This window comes from Clostridium sp. CCUG 7971 (assembly GCF_017590215.1).
In the GTDB taxonomy this organism is placed as follows: Bacteria; Bacillota; Clostridia; order Peptostreptococcales; family Peptostreptococcaceae; genus Faecalimicrobium.
This window is the reverse complement of the sequence record NZ_JAFFPK010000118.1, coordinates 28,404-47,164: the sequence shown is the minus strand read 5'-3', so window position 1 is coordinate 47,164 and position 18,761 is coordinate 28,404. Positions and strand designations below refer to the sequence as shown.

21 protein-coding genes and 1 tRNA gene are annotated in these 18,761 nt (G+C 28.7%); 20 read left to right on the top strand and 2 right to left on the bottom strand.

Annotation, left to right across the window (positions count from 1 at the left end):
• The first annotated feature begins 21 nt into the window (after positions 1 to 21).
• The 10 genes from JWF52_RS14545 (at position 22) to JWF52_RS14500 (ending at position 9,276) form a co-directional block, all read left to right on the top strand.
• A complete protein-coding gene (locus tag JWF52_RS14545) occupies positions 22 to 483 on the top strand; it encodes a hypothetical protein (protein WP_208334261.1) in 462 nt (153 codons plus the stop codon).
• A 35-nt stretch (positions 484 to 518) separates the two neighbouring features.
• A complete protein-coding gene (locus JWF52_RS14540; protein WP_208334260.1) occupies positions 519 to 1,271 on the top strand; it encodes a hypothetical protein in 753 nt (250 codons plus the stop codon).
• Positions 1,272 to 1,400: 129 nt separating this feature from the next.
• Positions 1,401 to 1,595: a helix-turn-helix domain-containing protein gene (locus JWF52_RS14535; protein WP_208334259.1), complete on the top strand. Its 195-nt coding sequence runs from the start codon at positions 1,401 to 1,403 to the stop codon at positions 1,593 to 1,595.
• A 375-nt stretch (positions 1,596 to 1,970) separates the two neighbouring features.
• Complete coding sequence (locus JWF52_RS14530; protein WP_208334258.1) at positions 1,971 to 3,101, top strand: WG repeat-containing protein; 1,131 nt, start codon at positions 1,971 to 1,973, stop codon at positions 3,099 to 3,101.
• Positions 3,102 to 3,307: 206 nt separating this feature from the next.
• Positions 3,308 to 3,577 carry a hypothetical protein gene (locus tag JWF52_RS14525; protein ID WP_208334257.1) on the top strand — a complete coding sequence of 90 codons (270 nt, stop codon included), beginning with the start codon at positions 3,308 to 3,310 and terminating at the stop codon, positions 3,575 to 3,577.
• A gap of 114 nt (positions 3,578 to 3,691) precedes the next feature.
• The gene (locus JWF52_RS14520) at positions 3,692 to 4,246 is read left to right on the top strand and encodes a hypothetical protein (protein WP_208334256.1); all 555 of its coding nucleotides are present in this window, start codon (positions 3,692 to 3,694) and stop codon (positions 4,244 to 4,246) included.
• Between the two features lie 1,002 nt (positions 4,247 to 5,248).
• Positions 5,249 to 5,866 carry a recombinase family protein gene (locus JWF52_RS14515; RefSeq protein WP_208334255.1) on the top strand — a complete coding sequence of 206 codons (618 nt, stop codon included), beginning with the start codon at positions 5,249 to 5,251 and terminating at the stop codon, positions 5,864 to 5,866.
• A gap of 323 nt (positions 5,867 to 6,189) precedes the next feature.
• Entirely contained in the window at positions 6,190 to 6,381 is a 192-nt protein-coding gene (locus JWF52_RS14510) for a YonV C-terminus-related protein (RefSeq protein WP_208334254.1), read from the top strand.
• A gap of 859 nt (positions 6,382 to 7,240) precedes the next feature.
• A complete protein-coding gene (locus tag JWF52_RS14505; protein WP_208334253.1) occupies positions 7,241 to 8,053 on the top strand; it encodes a GIY-YIG nuclease family protein in 813 nt (270 codons plus the stop codon).
• Between the two features lie 251 nt (positions 8,054 to 8,304).
• Positions 8,305 to 9,276, top strand: a complete 972-nt coding sequence (locus tag JWF52_RS14500; protein WP_208334252.1) for a hypothetical protein — start codon at positions 8,305 to 8,307, stop codon at positions 9,274 to 9,276.
• A gap of 86 nt (positions 9,277 to 9,362) precedes the next feature.
• On the opposite strand, the gene JWF52_RS14495 is transcribed toward JWF52_RS14500, so the two are convergent.
• Entirely contained in the window at positions 9,363 to 10,343 is a 981-nt protein-coding gene (locus tag JWF52_RS14495; protein WP_353654956.1) for a tyrosine-type recombinase/integrase, read from the bottom strand.
• Between the two features lie 127 nt (positions 10,344 to 10,470).
• A tRNA-Leu gene (locus tag JWF52_RS14490) sits at positions 10,471 to 10,556 on the bottom strand.
• 131 nt (positions 10,557 to 10,687) lie between these two features.
• Here JWF52_RS14490 and polA point away from each other — a divergent pair.
• The 10 genes from polA (at position 10,688) to JWF52_RS14450 (ending at position 18,679) form a co-directional block, all read left to right on the top strand.
• Positions 10,688 to 13,351, top strand: coding sequence for a DNA polymerase I (gene polA / locus JWF52_RS14485; RefSeq protein WP_502711261.1), 2,664 nt, complete (start codon positions 10,688 to 10,690; stop codon positions 13,349 to 13,351).
• An 8-nt stretch (positions 13,352 to 13,359) separates the two neighbouring features.
• Complete coding sequence (coaE, locus tag JWF52_RS14480; RefSeq protein WP_208334249.1) at positions 13,360 to 13,962, top strand: dephospho-CoA kinase; 603 nt, start codon at positions 13,360 to 13,362, stop codon at positions 13,960 to 13,962.
• Complete coding sequence (locus tag JWF52_RS14475; RefSeq protein ID WP_208334280.1) at positions 13,958 to 14,512, top strand: lytic transglycosylase domain-containing protein; 555 nt, start codon at positions 13,958 to 13,960, stop codon at positions 14,510 to 14,512. The genes coaE and JWF52_RS14475 overlap by 5 nt, the downstream gene beginning before the upstream one ends.
• A complete protein-coding gene (locus tag JWF52_RS19410; protein WP_286184189.1) occupies positions 14,512 to 15,024 on the top strand; it encodes an ABC transporter substrate-binding protein in 513 nt (170 codons plus the stop codon). Before JWF52_RS14475 ends, JWF52_RS19410 begins: the two co-directional genes overlap by 1 nt.
• Entirely contained in the window at positions 14,988 to 16,169 is a 1,182-nt protein-coding gene (locus tag JWF52_RS14470) for an ABC transporter substrate-binding protein (RefSeq protein WP_353654955.1), read from the top strand. Before JWF52_RS19410 ends, JWF52_RS14470 begins: the two co-directional genes overlap by 37 nt.
• 150 nt (positions 16,170 to 16,319) lie before the next feature.
• Complete coding sequence (locus JWF52_RS14465; RefSeq protein WP_208334248.1) at positions 16,320 to 16,532, top strand: heavy-metal-associated domain-containing protein; 213 nt, start codon at positions 16,320 to 16,322, stop codon at positions 16,530 to 16,532.
• A 269-nt stretch (positions 16,533 to 16,801) separates the two neighbouring features.
• Complete coding sequence (locus tag JWF52_RS14460; protein WP_208334247.1) at positions 16,802 to 17,407, top strand: hypothetical protein; 606 nt, start codon at positions 16,802 to 16,804, stop codon at positions 17,405 to 17,407.
• 114 nt (positions 17,408 to 17,521) lie between these two features.
• Positions 17,522 to 18,013 carry an endonuclease/exonuclease/phosphatase family protein gene (locus JWF52_RS14455; RefSeq protein ID WP_286184188.1) on the top strand — a complete coding sequence of 164 codons (492 nt, stop codon included), beginning with the start codon at positions 17,522 to 17,524 and terminating at the stop codon, positions 18,011 to 18,013.
• Positions 17,998 to 18,249, top strand: a complete 252-nt coding sequence (locus JWF52_RS19405; protein WP_353654954.1) for an endonuclease/exonuclease/phosphatase family protein — start codon at positions 17,998 to 18,000, stop codon at positions 18,247 to 18,249. The genes JWF52_RS14455 and JWF52_RS19405 overlap by 16 nt, the downstream gene beginning before the upstream one ends.
• Positions 18,250 to 18,307: 58 nt before the next feature.
• On the top strand, positions 18,308 to 18,679 hold the full coding sequence (locus tag JWF52_RS14450; protein WP_208334246.1) for a VOC family protein: 372 nt from the start codon (positions 18,308 to 18,310) through the stop codon (positions 18,677 to 18,679).
• Positions 18,680 to 18,761 lie beyond the last annotated feature (82 nt).

Here is an 18,761-nt window from a genome sequence, read left to right as displayed (position 1 = left end):
CAAATTAGGGGGTATTAGGAAATGAAAAAGGTTTTAATAGGAGCAATGGTTTTATTATCAATATCATTAGTTGGATGTAGTACTGTTAAAACCAAGACTATTGAAAATAATGAAGAGCTAACAGACCTTGAAAGATATATTGAAGATAATAATATATCAATAGAAGATGAGGAAGATTCTTACTTAGCTAAGCTAGAATACGAAGCTAGGTTATACGAGGAAGCAGAGAATGTAGAAAAAGAATACACTGACTATCAAGAGGAAATACTTAATGAAGATATTGAAAATGGAGAATATGAAGCTTGGCTAAATGGTAAAAAATATACAAATCAAGATAAGGAAGTGTATATAGCACCATATTCAGGAAAAAGATATCATTATAATTCTAATTGTGAAGGTTTACAATCAGCTAATGAAATAAGTAAAATTATGTACAATGAAGCCACATCTAAAGGTTATACACCTTGTAGATATGAAAATTAGTTAGTACTTACAGTTAATAAAAGGGGGATAATAGCTTGCAAAAATTAAAAAAGGGTTTTATATCTATTTTATTAATAATTTTATTTATTAGTGTAACTGCGTGTTCTGACTCAAGAGATAAAATATCTTTTGAATCAGAGATATTTTCGGAAGACAGTCCTAAAATAGGTGATTTAGAAAAGTCTGTAGAAGACTATTGGTCAAAATCATATAATTGCTCATCAGCTAAAGATTATATATCTATTGAGCATAGAAATAAATTTAATTCAAAATATCAAGAAGATACAAGGGTATTTTATGATATAGGTTTTATAAATGGTAAAAATAGGTGTAGCTCTGTTTCTATAGATTTAATGAAATTTGAAGCTTATAAAGATAAGTATATGAAAGAAGTTGTAGATATGGCGAAACTATTTATAGACCATAATATAGATTTTAATGAGCAAGAAGAATCATTAGAATTAGTGGTTGAAGATTTAGGAAAGAGAAGTGTTATATATAGATTATATTTAAAGTCAGATAAAGTAATTAATGACAAAGAATATGGTGGAAATTTGAATGGGGGTAATAATCCTTATGAAGAAATCAGGATTATTAAGACAAACAAATCTTTAGAAATGAAAGTTGGGTCAATAAAAGAATTTAATAAGTCGAGCGATTTAAGAGATAAAACAATTATAAAGCTAAATCCTGACTTAATTAATAATGAGGTTGTTATAAATGAAATTTTAAATATTGAAGATATAAACGATATAAATACTAGGTATTTGGGGAGTAACCCAAAATAGCCTGATTAGGTCTCCTTTTATCTTATAAATGATATAACTCACTTAATATAGAATACATAATGCTATTATAATAGTTGTAATACGACTGTATACGAGGAGAAGGTAGCGGATAAAGTAGAGTTTAATCAAATGGAAAAACTAGAGCAGTTGCAATACATCAATGACAAACTCAAAGAGGGATATAGTTTAACTAAGATATCTAAGGAGTTTGGAGTAGGTAGAAGCGTCATCGCTGATAGATTTAAAAAGATTAATTATGCCTATGCAAATATAGCAATGAGTATATATATAACGACAGTGCAACAGACGTTGAGAGGGTTGTAATAGATATCAAGGTAAAAGATGATATAGCTATCAATGATATAGATAAAAAGCTTAATAACGGTAGTAATACAGACGTTACTTTAATAAATGATAAGGTGGTTCAAAGTAATTTGATTAACTTATCTAAGGAGTATCAAACATTAATTGAGATGATAGAGCGTTATAAAAAGAACTCAACTATATTAAGTAGTCAGATTGTGATAGACCTTGAAACAACAGACAATGCATTAACTACTTTAAGGGTTAATACAGACGTGTTACGACAGTTTAATGAGTTCGTTGAGGAAAATAAGCAGTATAAAAGGTTGATTTAGTCTCGATGGCTTTACGAGAATACTTGGAAAATCATAAGTAAAAGATGGGGAGGATTAGCGAATGGTAAAAAAGATAAGTATTATACTTTTACTTACATTAGGTTTAGTAGGGTGTAGTAAAACGAAAGAATATGAATGGACAATTAATGTTCCTTTCGCTGAAGGAATAGCTGTCGCTAAAATAGATGATAGTTATAAAGTAATAGACAAAGCAGGTAATGTAGTAATAGATGGTAAAGATGATACTACATTTAAAGGATATGGAGATGGTTTAGTAGCTTTTGAAAAAGGTGGAAAATATGGATTTATGGATTTTGAAGGAAATGTAATAATAAAGCCTATATATGATAATGCAAAGGCTTTTAGTGAAGGACTAGCAGGAGTACAAATAAAGGATAAATGGGGATTTATAGATAAAGAAGGTAATACTATTGTAGAGCCTATATATGAATGGGTTGGTCTATTTATTGATGGAGTAGCTGAAGTAGAATTAAATAAGCAGTGTGGGTATATAAACAAAGAAGGAAAAATTATAGTGAATACTGTTTACACTAAGACAAGAGCAATTAGAGAAGGGTTAAGGTGTGTACTATTAAATGGGAAATGGTTATTTATAGATAAAGAAGGTAAGGTTGTAATAGAGTCACAATTTGATAATGTTGGAGATTTTAGTGAAGGATTAGCAGATGTTACAAATGATGACTTTATATATGGATTTATAAATAAAGAAGGTAAGGTTGTAATAGAGCCGCAATTTGATAATGTTGCATCTTGTGGATTCAAAGAAGGTCTAGTATCTGTAGAAATAGAGAAAAAATGGGGAGCTATAGATAAAGCTGGTAAGATTGTCATACAACCTCAATTTGATGATTTAGACCAGTTTAGTGAAGGTATGGCAAAAGTTAAAGTAGATGATAAATATGGTTTTATTAATAAAGAAGGAAAGGTTATAATAGAACCGAAATTTGATGAGGCATCAGCATTTGAGAATGGAGTAGCAAAAGTTAAAGTAGATGATAAGTATGGTTTTATCAATAAAGACGGAAAGATAGTAATAGAACCTCAATTTGATAAAATATCAGCTTATGGATTTGAAAATGAAGTAGCTATCGTAACAATAGGAGAGAAAAAGGGACTGATAGATAAGACAGGCAAGATAGTAGTAGCTCCTAAATTTGATGATATATATTAATATATATTTATAATTAAATTAAATTTTAAATAGACTTTTATAGTCTATTTTTTATATGGCTAATATATTTAACTGATTATGCTCCTTATATAATATAAATAATGATATATTTATTTCTATTTGTAGAGCTTCAGGGGAGTCAGCGAGGAGTAATAGGGCATCTAGCAATCCTACAGGATGTAAACATACAGAAAAAATTAATTAATATGCTTAATAATTATGAGCAGTATGAGGAGATGTTAAATTGGTATAAGTCACAGAGGAGTCAGATGGGTGACACTACTCCTGTAGTAGAGGTTGTAACAGGCTTAGAGATTAATTACCCTAAAACGACTAATATGAAAACAAGTATTAGATTAGATGCTAAGATATGGAGCAGATTTAAGGATGTTGCAGATACTAAGTTTAGACATATAGATAATCCAAGTTTATTATCACAAGCTTTATACAACTTTTTAGAGGAATATGATAAATAGCTACTAGGAGCTTTAAAGTTTATGCAGATATATACAAAGAGTACAAGGTGCAGGATGTATTAAGTCATGCACTTAAGGAAATTGTTATTAATTATAAATAATTAGGGGGAGAATATGAAAAAAATATTAATTGGAGGAATGGTTATTTTATCGTTAGGAGTAGTTGGTTGTGCTTCAAATGGATATCAAGCAGATGAGAGAAACATGGATAAAGGTGTAGAAGTATTTGAAAGGGAAAACTTAGATTATGAATCGATAAATGACTACTTCTATTCAATGCATGGTGTATTTTCCGATATGGAGAACTCAGAACCTAATGAAGTTATATTTGAGTCTCACTATGCAAAAGATAATAAACAAAATGATGATATGTTATATGGTATATTAAATGAAAATATACGAGTACTCGATAAGTTTCCAAGCATGACTTGTGATGAAATGGTTAAGGAGTTTTATATGGATGATGCTCCAAAAGAGGATATGTTAGAATTTCAAAAGAAAGTAACTCCAATCATAAAGGATATGAGCTCCATATTAAAAGAAATCGTATCAAATCCAGAATTTGATGGAACTATAAGTAAAGAACAATCTGACAGAATAGGTGAATTAATGTTTGATGAGTATAAAGTGTATTACGATAACTATTTTTCAAAATCATACAATGAGTAATAATTACAATAGGCTAGATGTATTTCTAGTTTTTTTAGCGGGTTAGTTGGAAAGAATATAATTAATATAATGTGTAACAGTTGTAAGTAAGGAACTAAGAGAATGTTTTATGTATAACATAGTTGGCAATGCTTCTATTGAGAGGTGGTAGTTTGTTAGTAGAAGTATTTGGAGCATTAACAAAAGCAATTATAACATTAACATTAATATTTGTAGCAAGTATAGTAATAGCATTTATATTAGCATTAGCTTTTTGATGAATTTATTTTATTTAGTTTAAATTTTAGTCAAAAAAAATAAAAAAGCTATACAGTAGAAGTTACATACTGTATAGCCTTTTTACTACTTATCACTACTTTACAACCAGCAGAGTAAGCTTTAAAATAAGGTTAAAGTTAAAAAATTATTTGATGAATAGTTGTTGTAACAGTGTACCTAAGAATAATAAAGAGATTGCAGTCTCTTTTGTTAATTCGATTGTTATTTTCAATGATTTCACCACCTTCCAAGGACATTAATTGGGAGCAAAGACATTAGTTGGGAGCTAATGTCTTTTTTAGTCCTTACAATTATATTACCAAATATATACTTATTACTTCAAGTATACTGAAAACCTTGCAAAAACTATGTGGATAATCTGAACTTAAGTAATTGCAAGGCTTTTAAAAATAATAAATATTTTTATTATTTTATTATACAAAATCACCTAAAAGGGTGTAAGTATTGCAAATACAATAACTGAAAGGTTTTAAGTACTTGATTTATACCTTGTCATGATGGTGCACCTGTGATTATATATTTTATCAACAGTTCACAAAAGTATACCTTTAAAGATAGATAGTGATAAAATAAGGAATGTTTAATTATAGCCATTTACATTCTATATATTATGTTCAGAAATGTTGTTAAAAATATTCGAATATATTCGTTTATGAAGTTGACCTTTGCGAATGGATTATATATAATTAAATTATAATAACAAGTAAAGGTGGTAGGGGTAATATGAATAAGGTTTTTAATTACATAAGAGTGTCTAGCAAGGAGCAGAATGAAGCTAGACAGATAGAAGCTATGGAGAAGTGGAACAAAGATAATAATATAACTAATGCTATTGAGTTAATAGACAAAGCTTCGGGAATTAATACAGATAGAGCACAATTGCAACTTATGTTGAAAGTAGTTGGTGAAGGTGACTTAGTAGTTATCAAGTCAATAGATAGACTATCGAGAAACTACAAAGAAGTCATGGAACTATGGAATACAATAACAAACAAAGGTGCAGATATAGTTGTTGTAGATATGCCACTATTGGATACAAGACAACACAAAGACCTACTAGGTGACTTTATAAGCAACTTAATATTGCAAGTGTTAAGTTATGTAGCACAACAAGAGACAGAGTTTAGAAAGCAACGTCAAGCTGAAGGGATAGCAATAGCTAAGGCACAAGGTAAGCATCTAGGTAGACCACAAGCAGAGTATCCAAGTAACTGGGATGAAGAGTACCAAGAATGGAAGTCAGGAGAGCAAACAGCAAAGGTTACTATGGAGAACCTAGGACTTAAGAGAACTACATTCTATAAGTTAGTCAAGCAATATGAGCAAGAACAACAAGGCTAGGAGATAGTATTCAATAGATAACGAAGATAGAGGACTAGATGTATAGTCTTTTTATTGTGCCAGTGTGTGCATTATAGTGGCTGTCCATCGCTAGGAGAGCCACTGAGAGTATTTGATGGAACATTAAGAGAACTATGGGAGCAGAGCAATGAGTGACGAAGAGGAGCAAGATAGTTGAATAAATGAGATAATTATAGAATGGTTAAAATCTCAATTTTAATAAGAGTGACTAACATGTCATAGAGTACTTTTAGACCCACTCAGTGAGCCTGCAAGAGCTTATAGAAAGTGAGTTGACTAATTATACCTCGAGAAGCGTAGAATTGAAAATAGAGGGTCAAGTTAAGAGGTCTCATAGTGTTAAAGTAGATGAGGATATATTAGCTGTGAGTGATTTAATACAGTTTATATTTAGAGGAACTATTAGAAATGATGAAGATACTATATTAAATGTCTATATACCTTCTTTGAGAATGAGAGAATTACTTCATAGATTTTTAAAGTATGAAATATAGCTAAAAAAGAATAAATCCAAAAAAGGACTAATTCTTTTTTTAAACCCAGTGATTGCAACGGGTTCAGACCCTAACCCTTATAAAAGAAAATACTAAATAGAGAAAATTGAAAACCATGAGCGAAGCGAGTGTAAGCGGAATTAGACACGGTTCACCGTCTAATTACAAGACAAAAGATTTTAAATAAGAAGGGGTGAGAGAAGCTTCTAGAAGTCTTGTACAGCTAATATATTTCATGAAAAATTTTTCTCGGTACGGTAACCTATTAAAATTAGACGAGAAAATGTAATGGGAAGCTAGAATTATAAGGGGTTCAGGGGAAAGTGTCATGAATGGTTTGTGAGTGACTTAAAATGCCTTCAAATGCAACATTTAAAGAGGGTTTAATACGTATGTAATAATAAGTTACGTTAGCTGATGCGGTAAGCTAAAATAGGTTATGAAATAAGCATCTACACCCTTGTTTATAAGAGAGTTATCTGTAAAAGTTCGGTAGTCATTTTAAGTCACTTAATGAGTCTTTAAACCATTAAATTTAGCAGTGTTTAACGGAGAGACTTCGGTAGCTATTATGAGTTGCACATAGAACTATATATAACAAAGAAGCAGGAGGGGGTGGTTTCATCGAGTGAGGGTGTATATATTTTTTAGTTGAGAGTTAGTTATTACTAGTTCGTGAAAAGGTTACAAAACTGTAACTAAATTATTTTTTTCTTAATTTTATGCAGGAAATTCTAGGAGAATTTAAAGAATATAATATAGCTGAAAGTGTTGATATAACTGGGTTTGGATTGACGAATATAAAATTGTGTGGTATAATATAAGTATAATGAAAATTAAAAAAAGAGAGGGTGAATATATGAAAAAAAATTCCGAAGGGGTATCTGAGAGGGGAAATTTATCAGATAGGTTAAAAGAGTGTACTTACTGTAAAGAGTCCTACGTGGCAAGCGTAAAAAATGAAGTTAACTCTCATTTTACTGCTTATAAGAATCAAAGGGGTTGGTACTATTATTCTTATTGCAAATCTTGTAAGAGTGAGTACGACAGATTAAAGAGAAAAGGTGTACATACAGAAGAGATAAAGAAGGGTCTAAGAGAAAAAAGAGCATTAGAAAGAGCGAACAGAAGGTGGAGTATATACAAGATAACCATAAATACAGACTTTATGCTAGATAGAATTAGAGAGATATATACTATATGGCACAATGATATTTACTATGTAGGGCTAACTAAACAAGAGGCTAAACAGAGATGGTATGAACATCTATATGACTTGAGAACTAATACACATTCTAATAAGTTAATGCAAGATAAGTACAATAAGATTAGGGACTTGTACTCTGAGTTAAGTGATAAAGATTTCAAAGTATTATTTGAAACAAACGTAATAAAGTTTGAAGTTATAACGACGTTAGACAATGATATGATTAAATTAGAAGCTCAGTTATATGAAAAAATTGAGATTAAAGCATTAGAGAATCAACTAAAGCGAGATGTAAAAGAAGATTACTTACAAGCTGTAAGAGATAAGAAGAGCATTCAGAAGTTAATATATACACAAAATGATGTAATACTTAACTTAGAGCATTGTAAAAGTAGTGAAGAATACTTAAATGAAATAGAGAAAAAAATAACTCAAAGTGAAACGAACACTAGAGTTATTAGTTAAAAAACATTTATATTTGAGCAACACTATACATTAGACGGCAATCTAAGGGAATGGCAATCCCTAAATATAGATATGCTATTTTACATTAATGTTATATATAATAAGCAAGGAGTGTAGCCTTACTTTATATGAGACAATTATATAACTTTTTATAAGTGAAGTCAATAAATTTAGAGAGTTATAGATAAAAAATGTGTGATTTCAATGTGTGTGTTGCTCCTATGACAAAATAATAAGGAGAACACAAAATAATGGCAACAATAGAAATAAGTAAAACAGATGTAAGTCAGCTTATAGGGATAAGCGAAAATCAACTTTATAAGAACTTTAAAAGGTGTAAAGATAGATTAAAAGAATACAACATCTTATACGAAGGTAGAGGGAAAAATAGGAAGTTTTATCAAGTTGAAAGTGACATACCACAATCAAAAGAAAAGCTAGCATATGATATATTTAAAGAAGTAGTATACAATGTATGGAAATTTGATAGGCAAGTAGATATAGATAAGCTACTATATTATATGGGACTTATATTATCTAAACAAAAAAGTAAATCGGATTATAGTGTGCTATCCACCAAAGAGATTGCAAGACAAATGAAAGTAAGCGAAAGTACTATATGCAAGTACAAAAAAAGACTAGTAGATAACAAGATATTTAAGCCAAAAGATTTTAGTAAAATGGTGACATATATAAGTACAGAAGATAGGACATTTAATACATATACAAGTAGACTATTACCTCATAGAGATAACACAGAAGATAGTTTTAGATATAGAGTCAAAATAGTGAGTGGAGAACCGATTTATCAAGTAGGAGATGAAAAGATTCTCGTTAACAATGAGCTTATGGAGTCATATAATAATTTAGCTTTTAGAATAGCAAATACAGCAAATATGAAAAATCAATCTGATTACAATAGAGTTAAATCGATGTTTGAAAATGGAGAGAAAGCATTAAATGTTAATATGGAGCATAAGTATTTAGCATTTGATTACTTCAAAAGGGAGCTAGGAATAACTAAACTTTGGAGTGTATACAAAACTGAGTATGAACCTGCTTTTATGAAGGATGATATAATGTTAGACATAATCACAAATGCATTTAATTATAAGTTTAATGATATTAAAAAGATAACTCGAAATTTAGAGAAATACAATATTATCTATTTAGACGATAGTTTTAAAGAAGTATTAGATTTAGACATGAAAAATATAAGTTAATGGAGATTTCCCCTAGGTGTATCATTTATATTAATATATATATAACCATTACACTTGGGGGAAAGTAGTTTTAAATACATAAGTAATTACTTAAATAGCTTATCTAAATGTGATACTTCTTTATGTTTCCTAATTAAGTCATTACTTGTAAGTTGGACATACCTTCTAGTCATTTCTAAAGTGCTGTGACCAAGTATTCTTTGTAAAATAAATACGTCACCGCCACTCTTAAGGAAAGATACTGCAAAAGTATGGCGTAATACATGAGGTGTACACCTTTGATTTATATGAGCTTCTTGTCCATACTTTCTAAAGTTATGAATCACTTGGTTAGTATCTAGCTTATTGCAATACGCACTAGGGAAGAGGTATTCTGTATTAGAGTCACACACTATAGAGCGTATCTCTTTTAGTAGCTTTATGCTCTTTGAGGACAAAGGTACTTGTCTAAATGTTCTTGACTTAGCAATCTCACTTCTGATGTTGATAACCTTACTTTTTAAGTCTATATCAGAGACTTTAAGGCTAACTAATTCACCTACACGAATGCCACAATCCAACATAACCACCATGATAGTTAGGTCTCTCAAACCGACATAAGTACTAGTATCAGGTTGCTTAAGTAGCTTTCTCACAGAGATATTATCCAAAGGTAGTATTGTATCGACTGGCTCTTTGACTAACTTTATTCTACTTGAGAAATCCTCAGATAAATAGTTTTCTTTATATAACCACTTAAGATAAGCTCTCAGAGTTCTAAGTCTAATGTTTATAGTACAAGGTTTATATTGTTTTTCTTGTGTCATATAGTAAATATAGCTTCTAAAAGCGTCTATCTCAACACTACGGATTGAGTAAGTCCGTTGTTGTTCCTCCATATAACCCTTGAAATAATTCATATGGTTTATATAATCTTTAATGCTTCTAGGTGCTAGTCCCTCCAACGTTTTTAGTTCAATAAAGTTATTGAATACTTCAAAGAAGTTATCGAATGTGAAGTCGGACACTAGAGAGTCGGACAAATTGTACAACGGATTAGTTTTAGTAGGTTTGTTTAACTTTATCATTGGCTTAGCCATTAGAAATACTCACTTTCTTATTTTAGGAGTATTAAAAATTATACCAACGGACATGAAGTTTTCTGACAATAGAAAGACTCCAACACAAACGGTTGAAGTCTTTGGTATTACTTATTGGTGCCGGATATGGGACTTGAACCCATACGGTATTTCTACCAACGGATTTTGAGTCCGTCGCGTCTGCCATTCCACCAATCCGGCAATTAAATAATTCTACATAAATTATAACAACTAAATAAATCGTTTGCAACATAATAATTCTTAATATACTCTCAATAATATGGTAATATTAAATAATAACATATTTATATAAGAAAATAATAAGAAAAACTATGGGAGTGATAAACTTGGACAAGAGATTAATTATAATAGATGGAAACTCAATAATAAATAGAGCATTTTATGCTCTACCAGAAATGAACAATAAAGAAGGATTAAAAACAAATGCTATATATGGATTTACAACTATGTTATTCAAAATAATAGATACATATAAGCCAACACATATAAGTGTAGCATTTGATAGGAAAGCACCAACCTTTAGGCATTTAGAATTTGATGAGTATAAAGCTGGTAGAAAGAAAATGCCAGATGAATTAAGAGTACAATTTGAACCATTAAAAGAGTTATTAGATAAATTTAATATAAACAGATTAGAAATAGATGGTTATGAGGCAGATGACATAATAGGAACTGTTTCTAAGTTGGCAGAAGATAATGGTTATAAAGTATACATAGTAACAGGAGATAAAGATGCTATACAGCTTGCATCAGATAAAACAACTACATTAATAACTAAAAAAGGTGTAGGAGAAGTAGAAGAGTACGATTTTGAATCTGTAATGAAGACATATGAAATGACACCGACTCAATTTATAGACCTAAAAGGACTTATGGGAGATAAATCTGATAATATACCAGGGGTTCCAGGTATAGGCGAAAAGACAGGTATAAAGCTTATAAAAGAATTTTCTAGTATAGAAGGAATAATTGAAAATATAGAAAGTCTTAAAGGAAGTGTTAAAAAGAAAGTAGAAGAAAATAAAGACTTAGCTATAATGAGTAAAAGACTTGCTACAATTATAAGAGATGTTCCAGTAGAATTTAAATTAGAAGATTTAGAGTATGGAGAATTTGATAAAGATGCTGTTATAGAAGTATTTAGAAATCTTGGATTTACAAGTTTAATATCTAGATTAGTTGATTTAGATGGAGGACAACAAAAAGAAGAAGATGAAGCCCCACTTAATATAGAGAAGTTAGAAAATATAGATAAATTTATAAATGAAATTAATGAAAATAAGAAAGTTATATTAAAAACTGTTAAAAGAGAAGGCAACATATTAGAAAAAAATATAATGTATGTTTTTATGAGTATTGATGGAAAAACCATATATTATATAAATGAAGATGAAATAAATAAATTCAAAGATGTATTTTCAAGTAACGAAATTAATAAATTTGGATATAATCTAAAAGATGATTATATAGCTTTAAGATCATATGGAATCAAGCTAGAAAACATGAACTTTGATATAACAATAGCAGAATATCTTATAGATTCAACATCATCAACATCATATGAATGTAGCGCTATAGCTATGAAGTATTTAACAAGAAAAGTTAAATCAAGTGAAGAGTTATTAGGAAAAGGTGTAAAAGCTAAGAAGTATCAAGATTTAGAATTTAATGAACTAAGTGGCTATATAGGCCAAGTAATAAACACAGTAGCTAAAACTATGCCTGTAATGGAAAAAAGTTTAAATGAAATGGATATGGATGGACTATTTTATCATGTAGAAATGCCTTTAGTAGAAGTATTAGGATATATGGAGTATGAAGGTGTAAAGATAGATAAAGAAAAGTTAAATGAACTAGGAACTGAGTTTAAAGAGATAATAAAGAGACTAGAAGAAGAAATATATGAAATTGCTGGAGAAAAGTTTAATATAAATTCTCCAAAGCAGTTAGGTGTAGTACTATTTGAAAAATTAGAATTACCAGTAATCAAAAAAACTAAAACAGGATATTCAACTAATGCAGAAGTATTAGATAAGTTAAGAGATAAAAGTCCTATAATTGATAAAATTACTGAGTATAGACAAATAGTAAAATTAAATTCAACTTATGTAGAAGGTCTTTTAGCTATAATAAACCCTGTTAGTGGTAGAATACACTCATCATTTAATCAAACTATAACTACAACAGGGAGAATTTCTTCTACAGAACCAAATCTTCAAAATATACCTGTAAAGCTTGAAATGGGAAGAAATATAAGAAAAGTATTTATTTCTGACAATGGATGTGATTTAGTTGATGCCGATTATTCTCAAGTAGAGCTTAGAGTACTAGCGCATATGAGTCAAGATGAAACTATGATAGATGCATTTAAACATAATGAAGATATACATACTAAAACAGCAACACAAGTATTTAACATAGAGGCTAAAGATGTTACTAGTGAATTAAGAAGTGCAGCTAAAGCAGTAAACTTTGGTATAGTTTATGGGAAAAGTGATTTTGGATTATCTGAAGAACTTCATATACCACTTAAGCAAGCTAAGGAATATATTCAAGGTTACTTCAATAAGTATTCTAAGATAAAAGAGTTTATGGATAATATTATAGAAAAAGCTTCAGAAGATGGATATGTAACAACTATATTAAATAGGAGAAGATATATACCAGAAATAAAATCTAGTAACTTTATGGTAAGAAATGCTGGAAAAAGGGCAGCCATGAATGCTCCTATTCAGGGAAGTGCAGCGGATATAATAAAAATAGCAATGGTAAACGTATATAAAAAATTAGAAGAGAAAAACTTAAAATCTAAACTTATATTACAAGTACACGATGAGCTTATAGTTGAAACTGTAGAAGATGAAGTTGATATAGTAAAAACAATCGTAAAAGAAGAAATGGAAAATGCGGTAAGTATGGACGTTAACTTAGATGTGGACTTAAATGTAGGTAAATCTTGGTATGAAACAAAGTAGGTGATATTATGTTGGTATTAGGGATTACAGGAAATATTGGCTGTGGTAAAAGCAGCCTTTCCAATATACTAATGGAAAATGAAATAGATGTAGTTGATGCAGACATTATAGCAAGACACATATTTGAAGATAGAGAGCTTTTACATAAAGTATTTGAGGCTTTTGGAGACGATATAATAAATAATGACCAATCTTTAAATAGAAAAGCATTAGGAAATATAGTTTTTAATAATGATGAAAAATTAATCTTACTAAATAGTTTGACTCATCCTAAAATAAAAGAAAAGATAATAGATAAAATAAATGAAGCTAAAACCAATAATAAAGATATAATAGTGATAGATGCAGCTTTATTAATAGAAGGTGGATACCTAGATATAGTGGACAAACTAGTAGTAGTTACATGTAATGAAGAAATTCAGATACAAAGAATACAAGAAAGAGATAATTGTACTAAAGAAGAAGCTGTAAGTAGAATAAAGTCTCAAATGAATCAAGAAGAAAAAATTAAGTACGGAGATTTTATAATAGATAATTCGGGGAGTATTATAGAGTTTAGAGAAAAAGTACATAATTTTATAAAATACATGAAGGAGAAATGGTGTGATTAAGAAAAGGATATTAATAATACTATCTATTTTCATAATCTTATTTGGAGCCTTACTTGTTGAGAAAGACACAATAAATAAGTTAATATACCCGAAGAAGTATTCTGAGTATGTAGAAGAATATGCTAAAGAATTTAGCTTAGATGAAAATTTAGTTTATAGTGTTATAAAAGCAGAAAGTAAATTTAAGCAAGATGCAGTATCTCACAAGGGTGCAAAGGGTTTAATGCAAATAAGTGATATAACAAGGGATTGGGCGAAGGAAGAATTAGAATTAGGAGAAATAGATATTTTTGATCCAGCAGTAAATATAAGAGTAGGATGTTGGTATATAAATAAATTGTATAAAGAGTTCGGTAAATTAGATTTAGTTATAGCCGCATACAATGGTGGGTCAGGTAATGTTAAAAAATGGTTACGAAATAATGAATATAGCAAAGATGGGCAAAAACTTCATAGTATACCATTTAAAGAAACTTCAAATTATGTTGAAAAAGTAAGTAAAAACTATGAAAAGTACAATAAGATATATAGCAAGGAAGGTAAAAACTAATGAAGAAGAAAAAAATTCTAGCTATAATTTTAGCATCAGCACTTACATTTGTTGGGTGCAGTGATAATAAAGAGAATGAGGCTAATTCAGACACTGAAAAAAGTGGTATAAATTCAGAGTACATAAACCTTACAATGGTAAAGCCTAAAACCATAAATCCTATAATAAATAAAGATAAATCAGTAGGATATATAATGAATTTGATTTATGACGGACTATTTACGATTGATGAAAACTATAATGTAGTACCTCAATTAGTAGAAGAGTATGGAATATCTCAAGATGGTATGAGTATAGATATTAAATTAAAAAATGCAAAATGGCACAATGGAAATAATGTAACATCACAAGATGTTAAATACAGTATAGAGTTAATTCAAAAAAGCTCAGAAAGTCCATATAAGATTTTAACTGATAATATTGCATCTGTATCTACAATAAATAATAAGGAATTAACTATTAAGTTTAAAAATAAATATGCATTCTCAGTAGATACATTAATTTTCCAATAGTATCTAAGGATGAATTAAGCGATGGTAAGGCTGATGAAGAAAAGAATAATTTAATAGGAAATGGACCTTATAAAATAGAAAAGTATGGAGTTAGAGATGGTATGATCTTAAGTATAAATAAAGATTACTATAGTAAGTTACCTTCTAATTCTAAAGATATAAAAATAGGAATAGTTCCAGATGCAGAAGCTCAAGTTTCTATGGTTATGGCATTGGATAGTGATATAACTAGTGTTTCATTAAGTGATTTAAGTAAATTCTATGAAAAAGAATTTAATATAACTAAATATGAAGGCAGAGATTATGAGTCTGTAATATTTAATTATGACAATAAATTCTTAAAAGATGTTAATTTTAGAAAAGCAATTTCACATGCTATAAATAAAGAAAAAATACTAGAAGAAGGATATATGGGAAATGGAAAATTAGTTAATTTTCCATTAAATTCTAAATCTAAGTATTATAATAATGATATTAAACAATTAGAATATGACAAAGAAAAAGCTAAAAGCTATCTTGAAAAAGTAAATCCTTCAGCAGAGGATAAACAGTTAAGTAAAGATGAAAATAATAAGGATAAAAACTCATCAAAAGAAAATAAAAATAATGAAATTAAAGGCAAAGATAGTGATAAAGACAAAAAAGAAAATAATAAAGTTGAAATTAAAAAGATGATTTCTAAATTGAATCTAAAAATAGTAGTTAATAAAAATAATAGTGAAAGAGTTAAATCTGCATATTTAATAAGTGAAAATTTAAAAGCTATAGGAATAAAATCGACAGTAGTTGAACTAGTAGATAAAGAACTAGATGAAGCTATTAGTTCAAAAAAATATGATTTAGCATTAGTAGGATGGGAATTATCAAGTGTTCCAGATGCTAGAAATGTAATAGAGAATATAGGATATAGTGATGAAAAATTAACTGGTTATATAACATCTTTAATAAATGCAACATCACAATCTCAAATAAGTGATGTATATAAATCTTTACAAGCGTATGTAAATGATAATGCATTATTTATGAGTTTAGTTATTAGACATGATTATATAGTTACAAATAGACGTTTAGAAGGAAAAATTTCACCTAATGACTTTGATGTATATGAAGGCATAACAAATTTAAATATAGAAGTTAAAAAATAATAAAAAGTAGGACTTTAATAGTCCTACTTTTTTATTTTATAGGTTTAAGATAGCATATATTTAAAAATAAGATAAATAATAAAAAATATATTAAAAAATAAATTAACTTATGATATAATACCCTTATAGGGTATATAAGGAGGTATAGTTATGAAAAAGAAATTATTAATAGACGGTATGAGTTGTGGACATTGTGTAAATCATTTAAAAACAGCACTTACAGAAGATATAGAAGGTGTTAAAGTAATAGAGGTTAGCTTAGAAGATAAATGTGCTATAGTCGATATGAATGAGAATATATCTGAAAATACATTAAAAGAAGTAATAGAAGAAGTAGGATATGAGTTAAAAGGAATAGAATAATTAACAAAAAAGAACTAGCGATTGCTAGTTCTTTTTTTATTAAAAAAAGACTCCTATTGGGGGAAATAAATAGAAGTCTAAATGGGGGAGATTGAGTATGTTTGATTTTACATTAATAGTATGTCCACACTCAATGAATATATACACTAAAATATATAAAATTAATATAATTTAGTTGTATAACACTATATTATGAAAATTGGCCAAGAATGGAACTCACATTTTTAAAAAAGTTTGAATATAATATAAATAACTAAGGGGGGAGTATCATGGATGAAAGAGGATATAAAGATAATTTAAGAAAATTAATACTTGATATGGCCCAAAAAGAACTTGATAGCTATGTATCTCAAAAAGGAGTTCAAAAATACTTTGATGGAAACGTTGACAAGATAATAAATGAAAATATTAAAAAGTTTAATCAAGGTATAGGGGCAAATAGAGTATATTCAAAAGTATTGAAAAATGGTGCAAATCAAGAAAACATTTCTTCAGTAGCAAGATATATAAAAGCAGAAGAATTATTTAAATCAAAAAATGAATTAGTTAAATTTGCTAAGCATTTAGGTATAAATGTAAACATGAAAAGCTCATATAATCAGATACTACGAAAAGTATCAAATCACATATATTCAAATAGAAATTCATATAGCAAAAGATATGTTTCATATAAAAGAGGAGAGGAAGAATATATTTTAGAACCAGAAAAGATAAAAACTGATTTAATAGAAAGTTATAAATCTAAAACTAGAAATGACATGAGATCTATAGCTAAGCTATTAAATATTAATGTTGAAGAAGATGATGGTGCAGAAGATATAAGGAAAAAAGTAATAAATTATATTATGAAAGAGAAGCTTTCTAAAAGTAAATAAAATAAGACTTTAAGACGCCAATTTGGCGTCTTTAATTTTTGTTTTGGCATATAATATAAAAGAGATCATATGAGGAGATGATGACGTATACGTTTAAAAAATGGATTTATATTAATGGTAGTAGTATCTTTAATCATCATAGCTTATAACATAGAAAAAAGTTTTTTTCACACTAAAAAAGAACTTAAAGTAGTTACTTATAATATACATAGCGGTTTGAATAAGGATATGTTCCCGACGCTCTTTGACATAATTGATTTTTTAAGAATTTCTAATGCAGATATAATATGTCTTCAAGAAGTTAACGAATCTGCAAAGGCTGGGTTTCAAGTTAGTAGCTTTAAAGATGAGCTAAAAATGTATTCCCATTTTGGAGCTAATGTAGTTGACTTTGGTTTAAATTATGGACTTGTTACATACTCCAAATATCCTATAAAAAGTGAGGATCATATATATCTAAGCAGTGGTAGAGAGCAAAGAGGAATTTTACACACGGTTGTAAATATAGATAGACGAAAGTTAAATATTATAAATGTTCATCTAGGATTAAGCAAAGAGGAGAGAGAAATACAAGTTAAGGAGCTAGTAGAATTTATAAAAAAATAGGAGATGAGCCTTATATTGTTGTTGGGGATTTCAATGATGGCAGTATGAATATCGATGATAGTATTTTAAAAGATGTTGCAAAAGAATTAGATAAAGCTAATGTATTAACCTTTGCAACTGGGTTAGATAGAATAGATTATATATTTGTATCACCTGATATTGAGGTATTAGACTATGAAGTATTAATAAAAAATATGTCAGACCACTATCCAATAATTGCAAAAATAAGGATCTAAGTATAAAATAATATAAAGCAATATTAGTAATTATTTATATTTTTAGGAGGATTTAAAAATGAAATTTAGTTTTTGTCATAATAATTTTAATGTTAGAGATTTAGATAAAAGTTTAGAGTTTTATAAGAAGACTTTAAATTTAAAGGAAGTTAAGCGTAAAGAAGCAGAAGATGGAAGTTTTATATTAGTATATTTAGGAGATGGAGTAACTTCACATACACTAGAGCTAACTTGGCTTAGAGATTGGGATAGAGAATATAATTTAGGAGATAATGAATTCCATTTAGCTTTAGAAGTAGATGATTTTGAAGGGGCTCATAAATTACATAAAGAGTTAGGTTGTATATGCTATGAAAATACAGCAATGGGAATTTACTTTATAGCAGATCCAGACAATTATTGGATAGAAATATTACCTAAAAAGTATTAAAAGATAGTATTTATATAAACCTTACTTAATGTTGTCACATACCTTTACAATATTATACAAAATGAGTTATTATTAAATTATA

Excerpts from the sequence above, each read along its gene's own strand:
- JWF52_RS14545 (WP_208334261.1), top strand. The coding sequence starts at position 22 with ATGAAAAAGGTTTTAATAGGAGCAATGGTTTTATTATCAATATCATTA.
- JWF52_RS14535 (WP_208334259.1), top strand. The coding sequence starts at position 1,401 with ATGGAAAAACTAGAGCAGTTGCAATACATCAATGACAAACTCAAAGAG.
- JWF52_RS14530 (WP_208334258.1), top strand. The coding sequence starts at position 1,971 with ATGGTAAAAAAGATAAGTATTATACTTTTACTTACATTAGGTTTAGTA.
- JWF52_RS14525 (WP_208334257.1), top strand. The coding sequence starts at position 3,308 with ATGCTTAATAATTATGAGCAGTATGAGGAGATGTTAAATTGGTATAAG.
- JWF52_RS14520 (WP_208334256.1), top strand. The coding sequence starts at position 3,692 with ATGAAAAAAATATTAATTGGAGGAATGGTTATTTTATCGTTAGGAGTA.
- JWF52_RS14515 (WP_208334255.1), top strand. The coding sequence starts at position 5,249 with ATGAATAAGGTTTTTAATTACATAAGAGTGTCTAGCAAGGAGCAGAAT.
- JWF52_RS14505 (WP_208334253.1), top strand. The coding sequence starts at position 7,241 with ATGAAAAAAAATTCCGAAGGGGTATCTGAGAGGGGAAATTTATCAGAT.
- JWF52_RS14500 (WP_208334252.1), top strand. The coding sequence starts at position 8,305 with ATGGCAACAATAGAAATAAGTAAAACAGATGTAAGTCAGCTTATAGGG.
- JWF52_RS14495 (WP_353654956.1), bottom strand. The coding sequence starts at position 10,343 with ATGATAAAGTTAAACAAACCTACTAAAACTAATCCGTTGTACAATTTG.
- polA (WP_502711261.1), top strand. The coding sequence starts at position 10,688 with ATGGGAGTGATAAACTTGGACAAGAGATTAATTATAATAGATGGAAAC.
- coaE (WP_208334249.1), top strand. The coding sequence starts at position 13,360 with ATGTTGGTATTAGGGATTACAGGAAATATTGGCTGTGGTAAAAGCAGC.
- JWF52_RS19410 (WP_286184189.1), top strand. The coding sequence starts at position 14,512 with ATGAAGAAGAAAAAAATTCTAGCTATAATTTTAGCATCAGCACTTACA.
- JWF52_RS14465 (WP_208334248.1), top strand. The coding sequence starts at position 16,320 with ATGAAAAAGAAATTATTAATAGACGGTATGAGTTGTGGACATTGTGTA.
- JWF52_RS14460 (WP_208334247.1), top strand. The coding sequence starts at position 16,802 with ATGGATGAAAGAGGATATAAAGATAATTTAAGAAAATTAATACTTGAT.
- JWF52_RS14455 (WP_286184188.1), top strand. The coding sequence starts at position 17,522 with ATGGTAGTAGTATCTTTAATCATCATAGCTTATAACATAGAAAAAAGT.
- JWF52_RS14450 (WP_208334246.1), top strand. The coding sequence starts at position 18,308 with ATGAAATTTAGTTTTTGTCATAATAATTTTAATGTTAGAGATTTAGAT.